General features: G+C 72.9%; 12 protein-coding genes. 4 read left to right on the top strand and 8 right to left on the bottom strand.

Annotated features, from left to right (window positions below):
* Nucleotide 1 precedes the first annotated feature (1 nt).
* Nucleotides 2-1,750, bottom strand: coding sequence for an ABC transporter substrate-binding protein (locus ACWDCZ_RS29400; RefSeq protein WP_049651592.1), 1,749 nt, complete (start codon nucleotides 1,748-1,750; stop codon nucleotides 2-4).
* 162 nt (nucleotides 1,751-1,912) lie between these two features.
* Between ACWDCZ_RS29400 and ACWDCZ_RS29395 the strand changes: the two genes are divergently transcribed.
* Complete coding sequence (locus tag ACWDCZ_RS29395; protein WP_449817400.1) at nucleotides 1,913-3,364, top strand: aminopeptidase P family protein; 1,452 nt, start codon at nucleotides 1,913-1,915, stop codon at nucleotides 3,362-3,364.
* Between the two features lie 22 nt (nucleotides 3,365-3,386).
* On the opposite strand, the gene ACWDCZ_RS29390 is transcribed toward ACWDCZ_RS29395, so the two are convergent.
* The 4 genes from ACWDCZ_RS29390 to ACWDCZ_RS29375 form a co-directional block, all read right to left on the bottom strand.
* Complete coding sequence (locus ACWDCZ_RS29390) at nucleotides 3,387-3,716, bottom strand: XRE family transcriptional regulator (RefSeq protein WP_117487201.1); 330 nt, start codon at nucleotides 3,714-3,716, stop codon at nucleotides 3,387-3,389.
* Nucleotides 3,717-3,847: 131 nt separating this feature from the next.
* On the bottom strand, nucleotides 3,848-4,870 hold the full coding sequence (locus ACWDCZ_RS29385) for a nitronate monooxygenase (RefSeq protein WP_449817399.1): 1,023 nt from the start codon (nucleotides 4,868-4,870) through the stop codon (nucleotides 3,848-3,850).
* Between the two features lie 48 nt (nucleotides 4,871-4,918).
* Nucleotides 4,919-5,545 carry a response regulator transcription factor gene (locus ACWDCZ_RS29380; RefSeq protein WP_049656462.1) on the bottom strand — a complete coding sequence of 209 codons (627 nt, stop codon included), beginning with the start codon at nucleotides 5,543-5,545 and terminating at the stop codon, nucleotides 4,919-4,921.
* Entirely contained in the window at nucleotides 5,542-6,747 is a 1,206-nt protein-coding gene (locus tag ACWDCZ_RS29375) for a sensor histidine kinase (RefSeq protein WP_049656461.1), read from the bottom strand. Before ACWDCZ_RS29375 ends, ACWDCZ_RS29380 begins: the two co-directional genes overlap by 4 nt.
* 165 nt (nucleotides 6,748-6,912) lie before the next feature.
* Here ACWDCZ_RS29375 and ACWDCZ_RS29370 point away from each other — a divergent pair, with 165 nt between their 5' ends.
* Nucleotides 6,913-7,989: an ABC transporter permease gene (locus ACWDCZ_RS29370; protein ID WP_449810884.1), complete on the top strand. Its 1,077-nt coding sequence runs from the start codon at nucleotides 6,913-6,915 to the stop codon at nucleotides 7,987-7,989.
* Nucleotides 7,986-8,669: an ABC transporter ATP-binding protein gene (locus tag ACWDCZ_RS29365; protein ID WP_049656456.1), complete on the top strand. Its 684-nt coding sequence runs from the start codon at nucleotides 7,986-7,988 to the stop codon at nucleotides 8,667-8,669. Before ACWDCZ_RS29370 ends, ACWDCZ_RS29365 begins: the two co-directional genes overlap by 4 nt.
* A 1-nt stretch (nucleotide 8,670) precedes the next feature.
* Here the strand turns inward: ACWDCZ_RS29365 and ACWDCZ_RS29360 are convergent, their stop codons facing one another.
* From ACWDCZ_RS29360 to ACWDCZ_RS29350, 3 genes are all read right to left on the bottom strand, one after another.
* Nucleotides 8,671-9,267 carry a Uma2 family endonuclease gene (locus ACWDCZ_RS29360; protein WP_049656455.1) on the bottom strand — a complete coding sequence of 199 codons (597 nt, stop codon included), beginning with the start codon at nucleotides 9,265-9,267 and terminating at the stop codon, nucleotides 8,671-8,673.
* A 93-nt stretch (nucleotides 9,268-9,360) separates the two neighbouring features.
* Nucleotides 9,361-10,077 (bottom strand): GntR family transcriptional regulator, encoded by a 717-nt coding sequence (locus ACWDCZ_RS29355; RefSeq protein ID WP_049656453.1) that lies wholly within the window; start codon nucleotides 10,075-10,077, stop codon nucleotides 9,361-9,363.
* 241 nt (nucleotides 10,078-10,318) lie between these two features.
* Nucleotides 10,319-11,200 carry an NAD(P)-dependent oxidoreductase gene (locus ACWDCZ_RS29350; protein WP_449817398.1) on the bottom strand — a complete coding sequence of 294 codons (882 nt, stop codon included), beginning with the start codon at nucleotides 11,198-11,200 and terminating at the stop codon, nucleotides 10,319-10,321.
* Nucleotides 11,201-11,463: 263 nt separating this feature from the next.
* Here ACWDCZ_RS29350 and ACWDCZ_RS29345 point away from each other — a divergent pair, with 263 nt between their 5' ends.
* Complete coding sequence (locus tag ACWDCZ_RS29345) at nucleotides 11,464-12,021, top strand: TetR/AcrR family transcriptional regulator (RefSeq protein ID WP_074002606.1); 558 nt, start codon at nucleotides 11,464-11,466, stop codon at nucleotides 12,019-12,021.
* The last annotated feature ends 122 nt before the right edge of the window (nucleotides 12,022-12,143 follow it).

The following is a 12,143-nucleotide window of genomic DNA, read 5'->3' as shown; positions in this document are numbered from 1 at the left end:
CTCACTTGCCCTTGGCGGGGTCCTTGAGACCGATGGCACCCAGGTCGAGCATCCCGGCGTAGCCCTGGTTGCCGAAGGCGCCGGCCACGTTGGTGCCGACCAGCAGGGGGCGGCGCTGCCAGATCAGCGGGACGGCCGGGGCCTTCTTCGCCAGGTCCTGGTCCAGCTGCTGCCAGGCCTTGTTGGCCTCGTTGACGTCCGTCATGGCCGCGATCTGGTCCATCCGGTCCATCGTGGCCTGGTCCTTGAACTGGCTCAGGTTGCCCTGGTTGCCCTTCTCCTTGATGGTGCGGCCGTCGAACTGGAACGGCAGGAAGGTCGCACCGGAGGGGTAGTCGGGGCACCAGCCGCTGATGGTCAGGTCGGGGGCGTTCTTGATGTCGCCGACGGTGTCCTGGAAGGCGGACGGGTCGGTGGTGTTGATGGTGACCTGGACGCCGGCCTTGGACAGCGACTGCTGGATCGCCTCGGCACGGCTCTTGTCGCCGAGCGAGACGGTGAGCGAGACCTTGAGGTCGCTCTTGCCCGCCTCCTGGAGCAGCTTCTTGGCCTTCTCCGGGTCACCGGCCGCCGGGACCTTCAGCGGGTCGGACTTGACGCCGCCGGTCAGCGAGGGCGGCAGGTAGGAGGTCGCCACGTCGGCCATCGCCGGGCCGCCGAAGGCCGTCACCTGCCCCTCGCGGTCGACCGCCCACATCATCGCCTCGCGCACCTTCGGGTCGTCGAAGGGGGCCTTGGAGGTGTTCATGTACAGCATGTCGGTACAACCGGTGACCTCGGCGGCCATGCGGGACTTGACGTCGGGCTTGGGCAGCACCTTGGCGACGGTCTCGTGCGCCATCCACGGCATGTTGATCGCGTTGGCGTCGGCGCCGTCGCTGGCGATGATCCGGTCGTCGGCCTGGCCGCCCTTGATGCCCTCGGTGACCACGACCTTGTCCGGGTAGGCCTTGCGGACGGTGTCGGTGGCCGGGTCCCAGTTGGTGTTGCGGACCAGCACCAGCTGCTTGCCGCGGTCGTAGGTCTCGATCTTGTACGGACCGGAGGAGAACGGCCGGGCGTCGTACTGGGTGCCCTTCTCCTGGGACTGCGGCACCGGGGAGAAGGTCGGCAGCGAGACGGTGGAGGAGAACTCGGCGACCGGGCGCTTCAGGTGGAAGACGATCGTCTTGTCGTCCGGGGTCTCGATGCTCGCCAGGTGCTCGCCGTTCAGCGGGCCCTTGTAGTTCTCGCCGCCGGCCAGGTACTGGATCGCGTAGTCGGGGCCGCCGGTGAGGTCCGGGGAGAAGGACCGCTCGACGTTGTACTTGATGTCGGCGGCCTTGATCGGCGAGCCGTCCTCGTACTTGAGGCCGTCCTTGAGGGTGAAGGTCCACACCTTGCCGCCGTCGGAGGACTTGCCGAGGTCGGTGGCGAGGTCCGGGACGATCTCGCTGCCCGCCGCGCCCGGCTCGGCCTTGAAGGTGGTCAGGGTGCGGTAGATCAGCCGGGTGCCGAAGTCCATGTGCGGCACCACCCAGCTGCGGGCCGGGTCGAGGTGGGCGAAGTCCTGGTTGGTCAGGACGGTGAGGGTGCCGCCCTTGGCAGGGGTGCCGCCGATGACCGAGCCGGACGCGGCGCCCGGGCCCTTGCCGTCGGAGGGGGCGGCGTCGCTGCCGCCGTCACTCTTGTCGTTGGAGCAGGCCCCGAGGCCGAGGGTGAGGGTCGCCGCGAGGGCCGCCGCGAGGGCGGCGTGGGTGCGCCTGGTCATGTTGCAACTCCGCTGTGGGGGGCCCGATCCGCCGGATCTGGCCGCTGCGCTGTGTGACCCGTAACATAGTAATGTGAAATTGCACTGCACAAGAGGTGACGGCTCCCGTTACCGAGCTGTGTCCGTGCCAGCATCTCCCCCGCCCCGCCAAGGAGTTCACCGGTGACCCTTCCCCCGACCGGCCTCAACACCGGGAGCCACGACCTCCCGGTCTCCCCCGCCCTCGCCTCCTTCATGGCCACCAGCTGGGCCGCCACCCCGCTCCCCGCCGACCGGCGCGTCCCCGGCCACGACCGCTTCCCCGGCCGCCGCGCCCGGCTCTCCGCCGCCTTCCCCGGCGAACGGCTGATCGTCCCGGCCGGCCGGCTCAAGGTCCGCTGCAACGACCTCGACTACCGCTTCCGCCCGCACAGCGCGTACGTCTGGCTCACCGGCCTCACCGGCGAGGACCAGGCCGACCACGTCCTCGTCCTCGAACCCGCCGGCCCCGAAGGCCACGAACCCGTCCTCTACCTGCGCCCGCGCTCACCGCGCGACGGCGGCGAGTTCTACCGCGACCGCCGCTACGGCGAGTTCTGGGTCGGCTCCCGGCCCGACCTCGCCGAGGCCGCCCGACTCACCGGCGTACGCACCGAACACCTCGACGACCTCGGCAAACTGCTCACCGGCCCCCAGCCCCCCACCCGGGTCCTGGCCGGCACCGACCCGCTCGTCGACGAGGCCACCGGACGGCCCGCCGACGGCCGGCGGGACGGCGAACTCGCCGCCGTCCTCTCCGAGTTGCGCCTGGTCAAGGACGAATGGGAGATCGGACAGCTGCAACTGGCCGTCGACCACACCACCACCGGCTTCGAGGACGTCGTCCGCGCCCTGCCCACCGCACTGCGCCACCACCGCGGCGAACGCTGGATCGAGGGCGTCTTCGACCTGCGCGCCCGCGCCGAGGGCAACGGCACCTCCTACACCACCATCGCCGCCTCCGGCGCCCACGCCTGCGTCCTGCACTGGATCCGCAACGACGGCGCCCTCGACCCGAACTCCCTCCTCCTGCTGGACGCCGGCGTCGAGACCGACACCCTCTACGCCGCCGACATCACCCGCACCCTGCCGCTCAGCGGCACCTTCACCCCGATCCAGCGCCAGGCCTACGACCTCGTCCTCGCCGCCCAGAGCGCCGGCATCGCCACCCTCCGCCCGGGCGCGCGGTTCCGCGACTTCCACCGCGCCGCCATGCGGGTCATCGCCGAAGGCCTCGCCGACTGGGGCGTCCTGCCCGTCTCCGCCGAAGAGGCCCTCGCCGAGGACAACGGCCTCTACCGCCGCTACACCCTCTGCGGCAGCGGCCACATGCTCGGCCTCGACTACCACGACTGCGCCAAGTCCCGCGCCGACCGCTACCTCGACGCCACCCTGGAGGAGGGCATGGTCCTCACCGTCGAACCCGGCCTCTACCTCCAGCCCGACGACGAGACCCTCCCCGCCGAACTCCGCGGCCTCGGCATCCGCATCGAGGACGACCTCGTCATCACCCCCGACGGCGCCCACCTGATGTCCGGCGCCCTCCCGAGGACCGCCACCGACGTCGAGTCCTGGATGTCGACCCTGCTCTCCTGAGGAGGCCGCCAGGAGCGGACGGTCAAGCCACCTTGATCGTCCGCTCCCCCCGCCGGATCATCACCTCGACCTCGCCGCCGATCGCCGCCGAATACGCCCGCAGGTTGTCCAGGCTGTCCACCTGCCCGTGCTCGATCTGGGACACCCGCGCCTGGCTCACTCCCATCAGCGCCGCCACCTCCTTCTGGGTGAGGTTGGCCGACTTCCGCATCTCGGCCAGCTCGTAGCCGCGGATCCGGGCCAGGTTCTCCTTTCGGATCCGAGCCCGGTCGGCCTCCGCCTCCGGCGAGGCCAGCCAGGGGTTGATCCGCTGCGCCTCGGCCCACACCTCGGTCCAACTACGCCCCTTCATGCGCGCCCTCCGGCGCTCTGCCTGTGCATGGGCGCCACGTTAAGCACTCAACTCATGAGCTCTACAGGGACTTCCCGCTCAATCCACCCCTGCGAGGGACAACACGCCGGGTCCTGCGCGCCCCCGACCGGCTACCCGCGCGCTGCCTGCCACAGGTCGGCGACGATCCGCTCCGCCGGGCCGGTGCGGGCCAGGTGGTGGGCGGTGCCGGCCCAGAGGTGCATGGCGTCGGTGTCGCCGCGGCGGGCGGCGGCGGCGCGGAGGGGGGCGGTGAGGTGGTGGACCTCGGGGTAGGCGGGCGGGGCGTACGGGCTGTGGCGGTCGATGAAGCCGTTGCGCAGGCCGCGGGCCGGGCGGCCGGTGAAGGCGCGGGTGACGGCCGTCTCCGGGAGTTCGACGAGCGCCGCCCGGTGGGCGGCCGAGGCGCCGGACTCGTCCGAGCGCAGCAGCGCCGTGCCCAGCTGCACCGCCACCGCCCCCGCCCGCAGTGCCGCCGCGACGGCCGCGCCGTCGCCGAGCCCGCCCGCGGCGATCAGCGGCAGCGCCGTCACCTCCCGTACGGCGGGCAGCAGTTCGAGCAGCGGCAGCTCCCCGGGCCGGTCCGTCACCCGGTGGGTGCCCCGGTGGCCGCCCGCCTCCGGGCCCTGCACGCACAGCGCGTCCATCCCGAGGGCCTGCGCCGCCCGCGCCTCCTCGGGCGTGGTGACGGTGGCGACCTGGGTCGTGCCGACCGCCCGCACCGCCGCCGCCTCCTCGGCCGTGGGCAGCCCGAAGGTGTACGAGAGCACCGGCACCGGGTCGGCGAGCAGGAGGGCGAGCTTGGCCTCCCAGTCGTCGCGGTCCGGCCCGATCTCCTCCGGCAGGGTCACGCCCCACTGCTCGGCCTCGGGGCGCAGCCGCTCCCGGTACGCCGCGACGGCCGCCGCGTCCCCGGGCGTGCCCGGCACGAAGAGGTTCACCCCGTACGGCCGGTCGGTCGACTTCCGTACCGCCGCGATCTGCTCGGCCATCGCCCCGGCGGTCTTGAGGGCACCGGCCAGGAACCCGAGCCCGCCGGCCCGGTTCACCGCCGCCACCAGTCCGGGCGTCGAGGGCCCGCCCGCCATCGGGGCGGCGATCACCGGTACGGCGAGCTCGTCGAGACGGACGGTCATCAGGCGCTCCTCACGCTGCCACGGGCACGGAACACCCCCACCCTACGCTCAGCGGATCAGCCCCAGCCGCCGTGCCTCGCGCACCGCCGCCGTGCGCGAGTCCACGCCCAACTTGGTGTAGATGTGCACCAGATGGGACTTCACCGTGGCCTGGCTCAGGTGCAGCCGCTGGCTGACCTGCTGGTTGGTCAGCCCGTCCGCGACCAGCCCCAGCACCTCGGTCTCCCGGGCGCTGAGCGCCGCCGCGGGCGTCCGCATCCGTTCCAGCAGCCGGTCCGCCACGCTGGGCGCCAGCGCGCTGCGCCCCGCCGCGGCGGCCCGTACGGCCTGGGCCAGCTCCTCCGGCGGCGCGTCCTTCAGCAGGTAGCCGGTGGCGCCCGCCTCCAGGGCGGGCAGGGTGTCCGCGTCGGTGTCGTACGTGGTGACCACCAGGACCCGAGGCGCGCCCGCCCGGGCGGTGATCGCCGCGGTGGCCTGCGCCCCGTTCATGGCCGATCCCGGCCCGAACTGGAGGTCCATCAGCACCACGTCCACGCCCGGCTCGGCCGCCAGTTCGACGGCCCGCTCGGCGGTGGCCGCCTCCGCCACGATGGCGAAGTCCGGTTCGCACTCCAGCACGGCCCGCAGCCCGGCCCGCACCACCGGGTGGTCGTCGGCGATGAGCAGCCGGATCACTGGCCGGCCTCCGGGGTGACCGGCAGCTGTACCGCCACCGTCGTGCCCTGCCCGGGCGCCGACTCCACCGTGAAGCCGCCGCCGAGCGCCCGCGCCCTGGCCCGCATCGACGGCAGCCCGAAGCCGCCGTCCCCGCCGGTGCGGCCGGCGACCGCCGCCGGGTCGAACCCGGCCCCGTCGTCGTACACGTCCAGTGCCACCTCACCCTCCATGTAGCTGAGTGTCACCTCGGCCCGCGCGGCCCCCGCGTGCCGGACGGTGTTGCCGAGCGCCGACTGCGCGATCCGCAGCAGCGCGACCTCCTCCGCGGCCGGCAGCCGGACCGGGGCGCCGGAGACGTGCAGCTTCACCGGCAGGCCGCTCTGCGCCGTCGTCGTCGCGCACAGCCGCTCCAGCGCGACCGGCAGCGGGTCCCCGTCCAGCGCGGGCGGGGTGAGCGCCCGGACGAACCGGCGGGCCTCGTCCAGGTTGTCCTGGGCGGCCTGCCGCGCCTGCTCGACGTACCCGGCGGCGGTCTCGGTGCGCTCCGGCAGGGCCCGCTGGGCGGCCCGCAGCAGCAGCTGGATGGAGCTGAGGCCCTGTGCGAGGGTGTCGTGGATCTCCCGGGCGAGCCGCTCCCGCTCGGCCAGCACCCCGGCGGCGTGGTGGGCGGCGGCGGCGTCGGCGCGGGCGGCGGTCAGCTCGTCGATCAGCCGGCGGCGCTCCTCGCTCTCCCGGTACAGCGCCTGGTAGCCGAGCACGGTGGCGGTGGCGACGGCCGCGCCGAGCGCGGGCCCGATCGAGGCCGCGAAGCTGAAGCTGTGCTGGTGCCAGGACCACGCGGCGATCGACGCGGCGGCGGTCAGCCCGACGGCGACCAGCCCGCCGCGCCGCCCCAGCAGGTGCAGCTCCAGGAAGTACAGCGGGAAGGCCAGCCAGACGCCGTCCTGGGTGGTGATCAGCACGCCCGCCCAGGTGACGCCGAGCAGCGCCAGCCAGAGCGCGGCCGCCCGGCGCGAGCGGCGCACGGCGGCCAGCTGCGGTCCGACGGTGTAGACGGCGGCCATCGCGGTGGCCGCGGCGGCGACGGCGGCCGGATCGCCGCCCCGGTCGACGAGGACGGCCCGGGCGACGGCGAGCGCGAGCAGGCCCGCCACGAGCAGGTGCAGGCAGACCTGGAGGACGCGGGCGACGGGGGTGGTTCTGGATCGTTCGGTCGCCATCCGTCCAGCCTAAGTTCCTAGCCCGGCACCCGGCATCAATCAAAAGGTTGAACTCGGGCTCTCCCCTTTGATGCCCAGGATGCAATCCCCGGCGCGATGCCCCGGACCCCTCCCGTCCAGGACGGTGGAAGTGTCGAAACCACCTGCCCAGAGGAAGGCCCCGTCGTGTTCGTCGCCTGGAGGGACCTGAGGTTCGCCAAGGGGCGGTTCGCCCTGATGGGAACCGTCATCGTGCTGATCACCGTGCTGGTCGGCCTGCTGTCCGGGCTGACCGCCGGGCTCGGCCGGCAGAACATCTCCGCGATCACCGGCCTGCCCGCCGACCACCTGGTCTTCGGCAAGCCGGCCGACGGGCAGAAGCTCTCCTTCACCGACTCCCAGGTCACCCCCGACCAGTGGCAGGCCTGGGCCCGCGAGCCCGGCGTCACCTCCGCCCAGCCGATCGGCATCACCACCACCAAGGCCGCCGCCGGACAGCGCACCGCCGCGCTCTCCGCCTTCGGCGTCCCGGAGGGCTCCGCACTCGCCCCGCAGGGCAGCCGGATCGCCCCCGGCCAGGCCGTACTGTCCAAGACCGCCGCCGAGAACCTGGGCGGCCTCGCCCCCGGCGCCGACTTCACCCTGGCCGGCCACCCGCTGCGGGTCGCCGCCGTCGAGGGCGACGCCGCGTACAGCCACACCCCGGTGATCTGGACCAGCCTCGGCGACTGGCAGCAGGCCGCCCCCGGCGGCGCCGGCCACGCCACCGTCATCGCGCTCGACACCGCCAAGGGCGCCGACCTGGCCGCCGCCGACGCCCGCCACGGCACCGAGACCCGCACCCGCGACGACGCCCTCGCCGCGATCGGCTCCTACACCTCCGAGAACGGCTCCCTCCAGCTGATGCGCGGCTTCCTGTTCGCTATCTCGGCCCTGGTGATCGGCGCGTTCTTCACGGTCTGGACGATCCAGCGCAGCGGCGACATCGCCGTCCTCAAGGCCCTCGGCGCCTCCACCCGCTACCTGCTGCGCGACGCCCTCGGCCAGGCCGTCCTCCTGCTGCTGCTCGGCACGGTCGTCGGCACCGCGATCGCGTCCGGCTTCGGCGCGCTGATCGGCTCCGCCGTCCCCTTCGTGCTGGACGCCCCGACCGTCCTGCTGCCCGCCGCCGTCATGATCGCCCTCGGCGCGATCGGCGCGGCCCTGTCCATCCGCCGGATCACCTCCGTCGACCCGCTGACCGCCCTCGGGAGCGCCCGATGAGTCTCGTCCTCGACCGCATCACCCTCACCTACCCGGACGGCGACGGCCGGCTCACGGCACTCGACGAGGTCTCGCTGACCGTCCCCAAGGGCACGCTCACCGCCGTCGTCGGCCCCTCCGGCTCCGGCAAGTCCAGCCTGCTCGCGGTCGCCGCCACCCTGATCACCCCGGACTCCGGGCAGGTCGTCGTCGACGGCACCGACACCGCGGGCCTCAGCCGGGCGGACCTCACCGCGCTGCGCCGCACCAGGATCGGCATCGTCTTCCAGCAGGCCAACCTGCTGCCCTCGCTCACCGCGGTGGAGCAGTTGCAGGTGATGGCCCACCTCGACGGCCGCCCCCCGCGCGGCGCCCTCCCCCGCGCCCTGGAACTCCTCGACGCCGTCGGCCTGCGCGACCAGGCCGCCCGCCGGCCGCACCAGCTCTCCGGCGGGCAGCGCCAGCGGGTCAACATCGCCCGCGCGCTGATGAACGACCCCACCGTCCTGCTGGTCGACGAACCCACCAGCGCCCTCGACCACGAACGCGGCGCCGCCGTCCTCGACCTGATCACCGACCTCACCCACCGCCGGGCCACCGCCACCGTCCTGGTCACCCACGACCGCACCCACCTGACGGCCGTCGACCAGATCGCCGAGGTCCACGACGGGAGGCTGACCCTCCCGGCGGCGGCGCTCTGACCTACTTCTTGGCCGTCAGCACGTCGTCCACCGAGAGCGTCACCGACGCTCCGATCGACTCCGGCAGGGTGAAGGACTGCCCGGGGTGGTGGACGGCGTGCACCCGGTATTCGCCGTCCCGCGGATCGGTGAGCACCATGACTCGCTGATTCGCGCGATCCACGATCACGTAGACGGGCACGCCGGCAGACGCGTAGACGAAAGGCTTCCTCTTCAAGTCATCGCTGTGGTTGGACGAGGTGACTTCCAGAACGAGCCGGAAGACGGCCGGGTCGTAGCAGTTGTACTCGATCAGGTGATCGTCGATATCGGCGTCGACAACCACCAGATCGGGAATCGCATAGTCCGACGGCCCATCCGGCAGCCAGATCCCGACGCCCTGAAGGACTTCGGTCCCGCCTCCATCGAGGCCGGCCTGGAACAGCACGCGCATCAGGCGGCTCAGCGACTTGCTGTGCGAAGCGTTCGGCGGCGGCGTCACGGTGATCTGGCTCCCGACGATCTCGACCCGGTGCCCGGTGAACTGGTTGGAGATCAGCTCAGCGGCTTCGAGCAGCGTCGGCTGCTCCATGGGCTCTTCCACTGCTGCGGCGGACATGGATTTCCTCCTGGCTGCCGATGTCGAGAGCATCATCGTAGAACCGGCACGCCTTTCGGCGCCCGATCCTCAGTCTTCACCCGAACGAGCGGTTTAGCCCCGGCCGGACCGCAGGCGCAGGGCCGAGGGCTCCGGTTCGGCGGGCTTCTCCTCGCCGGCCCAGAGGGAGCGGACGTGGCTGAGGTGGCGGGTCATGCAGGCCTCGGCCCCGGCCGCGTCGCCGGCGAGCAGCAGGTCGAGCAGCTCCAGGTGCTCCTCCGCCGAGGAGACCAGCTCGCCGCGCTCGTCGAGCCGGTTGAGGCCGTAGAGCCGCGAGCGCTTGCGCAGGTCGCCGACGACCTCGACCAGTCGCGAGTTGCCGGCCAGGCCCAGCAGGTCGAGGTGGAACTGGCGGTCGGCCTCCAGGTAGCCGATCAGGTCGTGCTTGCGGGCCGCCGCGACGATCGCCTCGGCCTGCGGGCGCAGCCGCTCCAGCTGCTCCTTGGTGGCGGTGCGCGCCACCCGGCCGACGGTCGGGACCTCGATCAGGGCGCGGATCTCGGTGAAGTCGTCGAGGTCGCGGTCGGTCAGCTCGGTGACCCGGAAGCCCTTGTTGCGGACGGCTTCGACCAGGCCCTCGCGGGCGAGGTCGAGCATGGCCTCGCGGACGGGGGTCGCGGAGACTCCGAAGTCGGCGGCGAGCGCGGGGGCGGAGTAGACGACGCCGGGGCGCAGTTCGCCGGAGATCAGGGCTGCCCGGAGTGCGTGCGCGACCTGGTCGCGAAGCCGCTCCTGTACGGAGATCAGGGTGCGGGACTTGAGGTCGGCCATGGTGTTCCTCCGGGTGGGTGCAGAACACCAGCGTACAATGTCACGTTACGTTGCGTGCGCAACAGCCAGTGATTCGAACACCCGTCACCGACCCGCCGTACCGGCCCCTCCTCCTGCCGAACGCCATGGTGACAGCGGCCGTCGGCCGTGACAACGGCCGACGGCACACGATCTTCCGGTCCGCCCGGGAGGTCCGTACGAAGATCCGCACGGAGGTCCACCCGAAGGTCCGCCCGGAGGGCTACACCCGGCGGAACCGCCCCACCAGGGTGCTCAGGCTGGCCGCGCCGTCCCCGTCCGCCACACCCCGCCGGACCGCCTCCGCGAGGAGGGCCGGCAGGGCGTCGTCCACCCCGGATTCCTCCGCGGTGTGCTGGACGTGCTCGATGCTCGCGAGTGCCATCGTCAGCCGGTCGACGTCCCCGCGGTGGTCCCCGGCGGTGATCCGCGGCGCGTAGAACTCGATCATCCGCGGCAGCAGCGCGGCGGTGGGCAGGGCGTACGGCAGGAACTCCTCGGCGGTGATGCCGTTGGCCTCGGCGACCGCCGTGGCGTGCAGGTAGCCGACCATCGAGGACCAGAACAGGTCCATCTGGATCTGGTAGTACAGCTGGGCCAGCCCGGGGTCGTCGCCCCGGTAGTCGGCCGCGGTGAGCACCTCCAGGGCGGCCCGGTGCCGCCGGAACAGCTCGACCGGGCCGCTGTAGAAGGTGGACGACTCGGGGCTGCCGATGCCCGAGGGCGGCACCTGCACCCCGCCGGTCAGGTGTCCGGCGCCGCGCTCGGCCAGCCAGCGGGCGGCGTCGCGGGCCCGCCCGGGGGTGTCCGAGCTGAGGTTCGCGACCACCTTCCCCTTCAGCGCCGGCTCGACCGACTCCAGGACGGTGAACACGGCGTCGTAGTCGGTGAGGCTGAGCACCACCAGTTCGTTCGCCGCCACCGCCGCCTCCGCGCTGGGCGCCGCCTGCGCGCCCCGGGCGACGAGTTCGTCGGCCCGTGCGGCCGTGCGGTTCCACACCGTGACGGCGTACCCGGCGTCCAGGAACGCCCGGGCCATGGCCTGCCCCATCGGGCCGAGCCCGATCACCGTCACGGATCGCTTCGCCTGCTGCTCCACGGACATGCGTGTTCCCCTCCACTGGACGAATGCCTAGAACGAACGCTCTATCCAGAGCGCCGGAGCCGACGCTAGCACAGGACTGGAACGAACGCTCTACTCAGAATCTCGGCTAGGATCACGCCGTGAAGACGCCCGAGAAGACCCCCGCGCAGGCCGACCCGAAGGCCGCCGTGAGGGTCGCTGCGAAGGCCCCGGCGAAGGCCCCGGCGAAGGCCGCACCGAAGGACGGCGCGCAGGCCGAAGCGAAGCCCGGCACCCGGGAGCGGATCGTCCGGGCCACCTCCCGGCTGCTGCAGCGCCAGGGGTACGAGGGCACCGGGATCAAGCAGATCTCCCGCGAGGCCGAGGCCACTCTCGGCTCCGTCTACCACTTCTTCCCGGGCGGCAAGCAGGAGTTGGCCGCCGAGGCGATCCGGCACGGGGACGAGGAGTTCGCCGTCATGCTGCACGCCGGGCTCGGCTCCTCACCGGACCTGGGCGAGGCGATGACCGCCTGCACCCGGCTGCTCGCCACCGAACTGCGCGCGTCCGACTGGCAGGACGGCTGCCCGATCACCAGCACCGCCCTGGAGACGATCGGCCGGGTGCCGGTGATCGAGGAGGCGGTGGCCGAGGCCTTCGCCCACTGGCGGGCCGTCGTGACGGAACGGCTGCTCGCCGCCGGCATCGGCGAGCAGGACGCCCGCGAGCTGGCCGGCACCGTGATCAGCACCCTGGAGGGCGCCGAGCTCGCCGCCCAGGTCGCCCGCAGCGAGGAGCCGCTGCTGGTCACCGGCAAGCACCTGGCCCGCCTGCTCACCGCCTACGCCGACGACCGGGCCTGACGCGCGGACCCGGACCGCCCGCCCGCCCGGGAGCCTGCCGGAAAACGTGAGGAGCCGGTGCAGCGGGGCCCGGCAGGCGTCGCAGTGCCCGCAGCTGCCGCCGTACCAGCCGACCGCGACCC

Source organism: Kitasatospora sp. NPDC001225, assembly GCF_053597855.1.
Note: the sequence above shows the minus strand (reverse complement) of the source record. Positions and strands in the feature narration are given on the sequence as shown.

Excerpts from the sequence above, each read along its gene's own strand:
- ACWDCZ_RS29400 (WP_049651592.1), bottom strand. The coding sequence starts at position 1,750 with ATGACCAGGCGCACCCACGCCGCCCTCGCGGCGGCCCTCGCGGCGACC.
- ACWDCZ_RS29390 (WP_117487201.1), bottom strand. The coding sequence starts at position 3,716 with ATGAAGGGGCGTAGTTGGACCGAGGTGTGGGCCGAGGCGCAGCGGATC.
- ACWDCZ_RS29385 (WP_449817399.1), bottom strand. The coding sequence starts at position 4,870 with ATGACCGTCCGTCTCGACGAGCTCGCCGTACCGGTGATCGCCGCCCCG.
- ACWDCZ_RS29375 (WP_049656461.1), bottom strand. The coding sequence starts at position 6,747 with ATGGCGACCGAACGATCCAGAACCACCCCCGTCGCCCGCGTCCTCCAG.
- ACWDCZ_RS29365 (WP_049656456.1), top strand. The coding sequence starts at position 7,986 with ATGAGTCTCGTCCTCGACCGCATCACCCTCACCTACCCGGACGGCGAC.
- ACWDCZ_RS29360 (WP_049656455.1), bottom strand. The coding sequence starts at position 9,267 with ATGTCCGCCGCAGCAGTGGAAGAGCCCATGGAGCAGCCGACGCTGCTC.
- ACWDCZ_RS29355 (WP_049656453.1), bottom strand. The coding sequence starts at position 10,077 with ATGGCCGACCTCAAGTCCCGCACCCTGATCTCCGTACAGGAGCGGCTT.
- ACWDCZ_RS29350 (WP_449817398.1), bottom strand. The coding sequence starts at position 11,200 with ATGTCCGTGGAGCAGCAGGCGAAGCGATCCGTGACGGTGATCGGGCTC.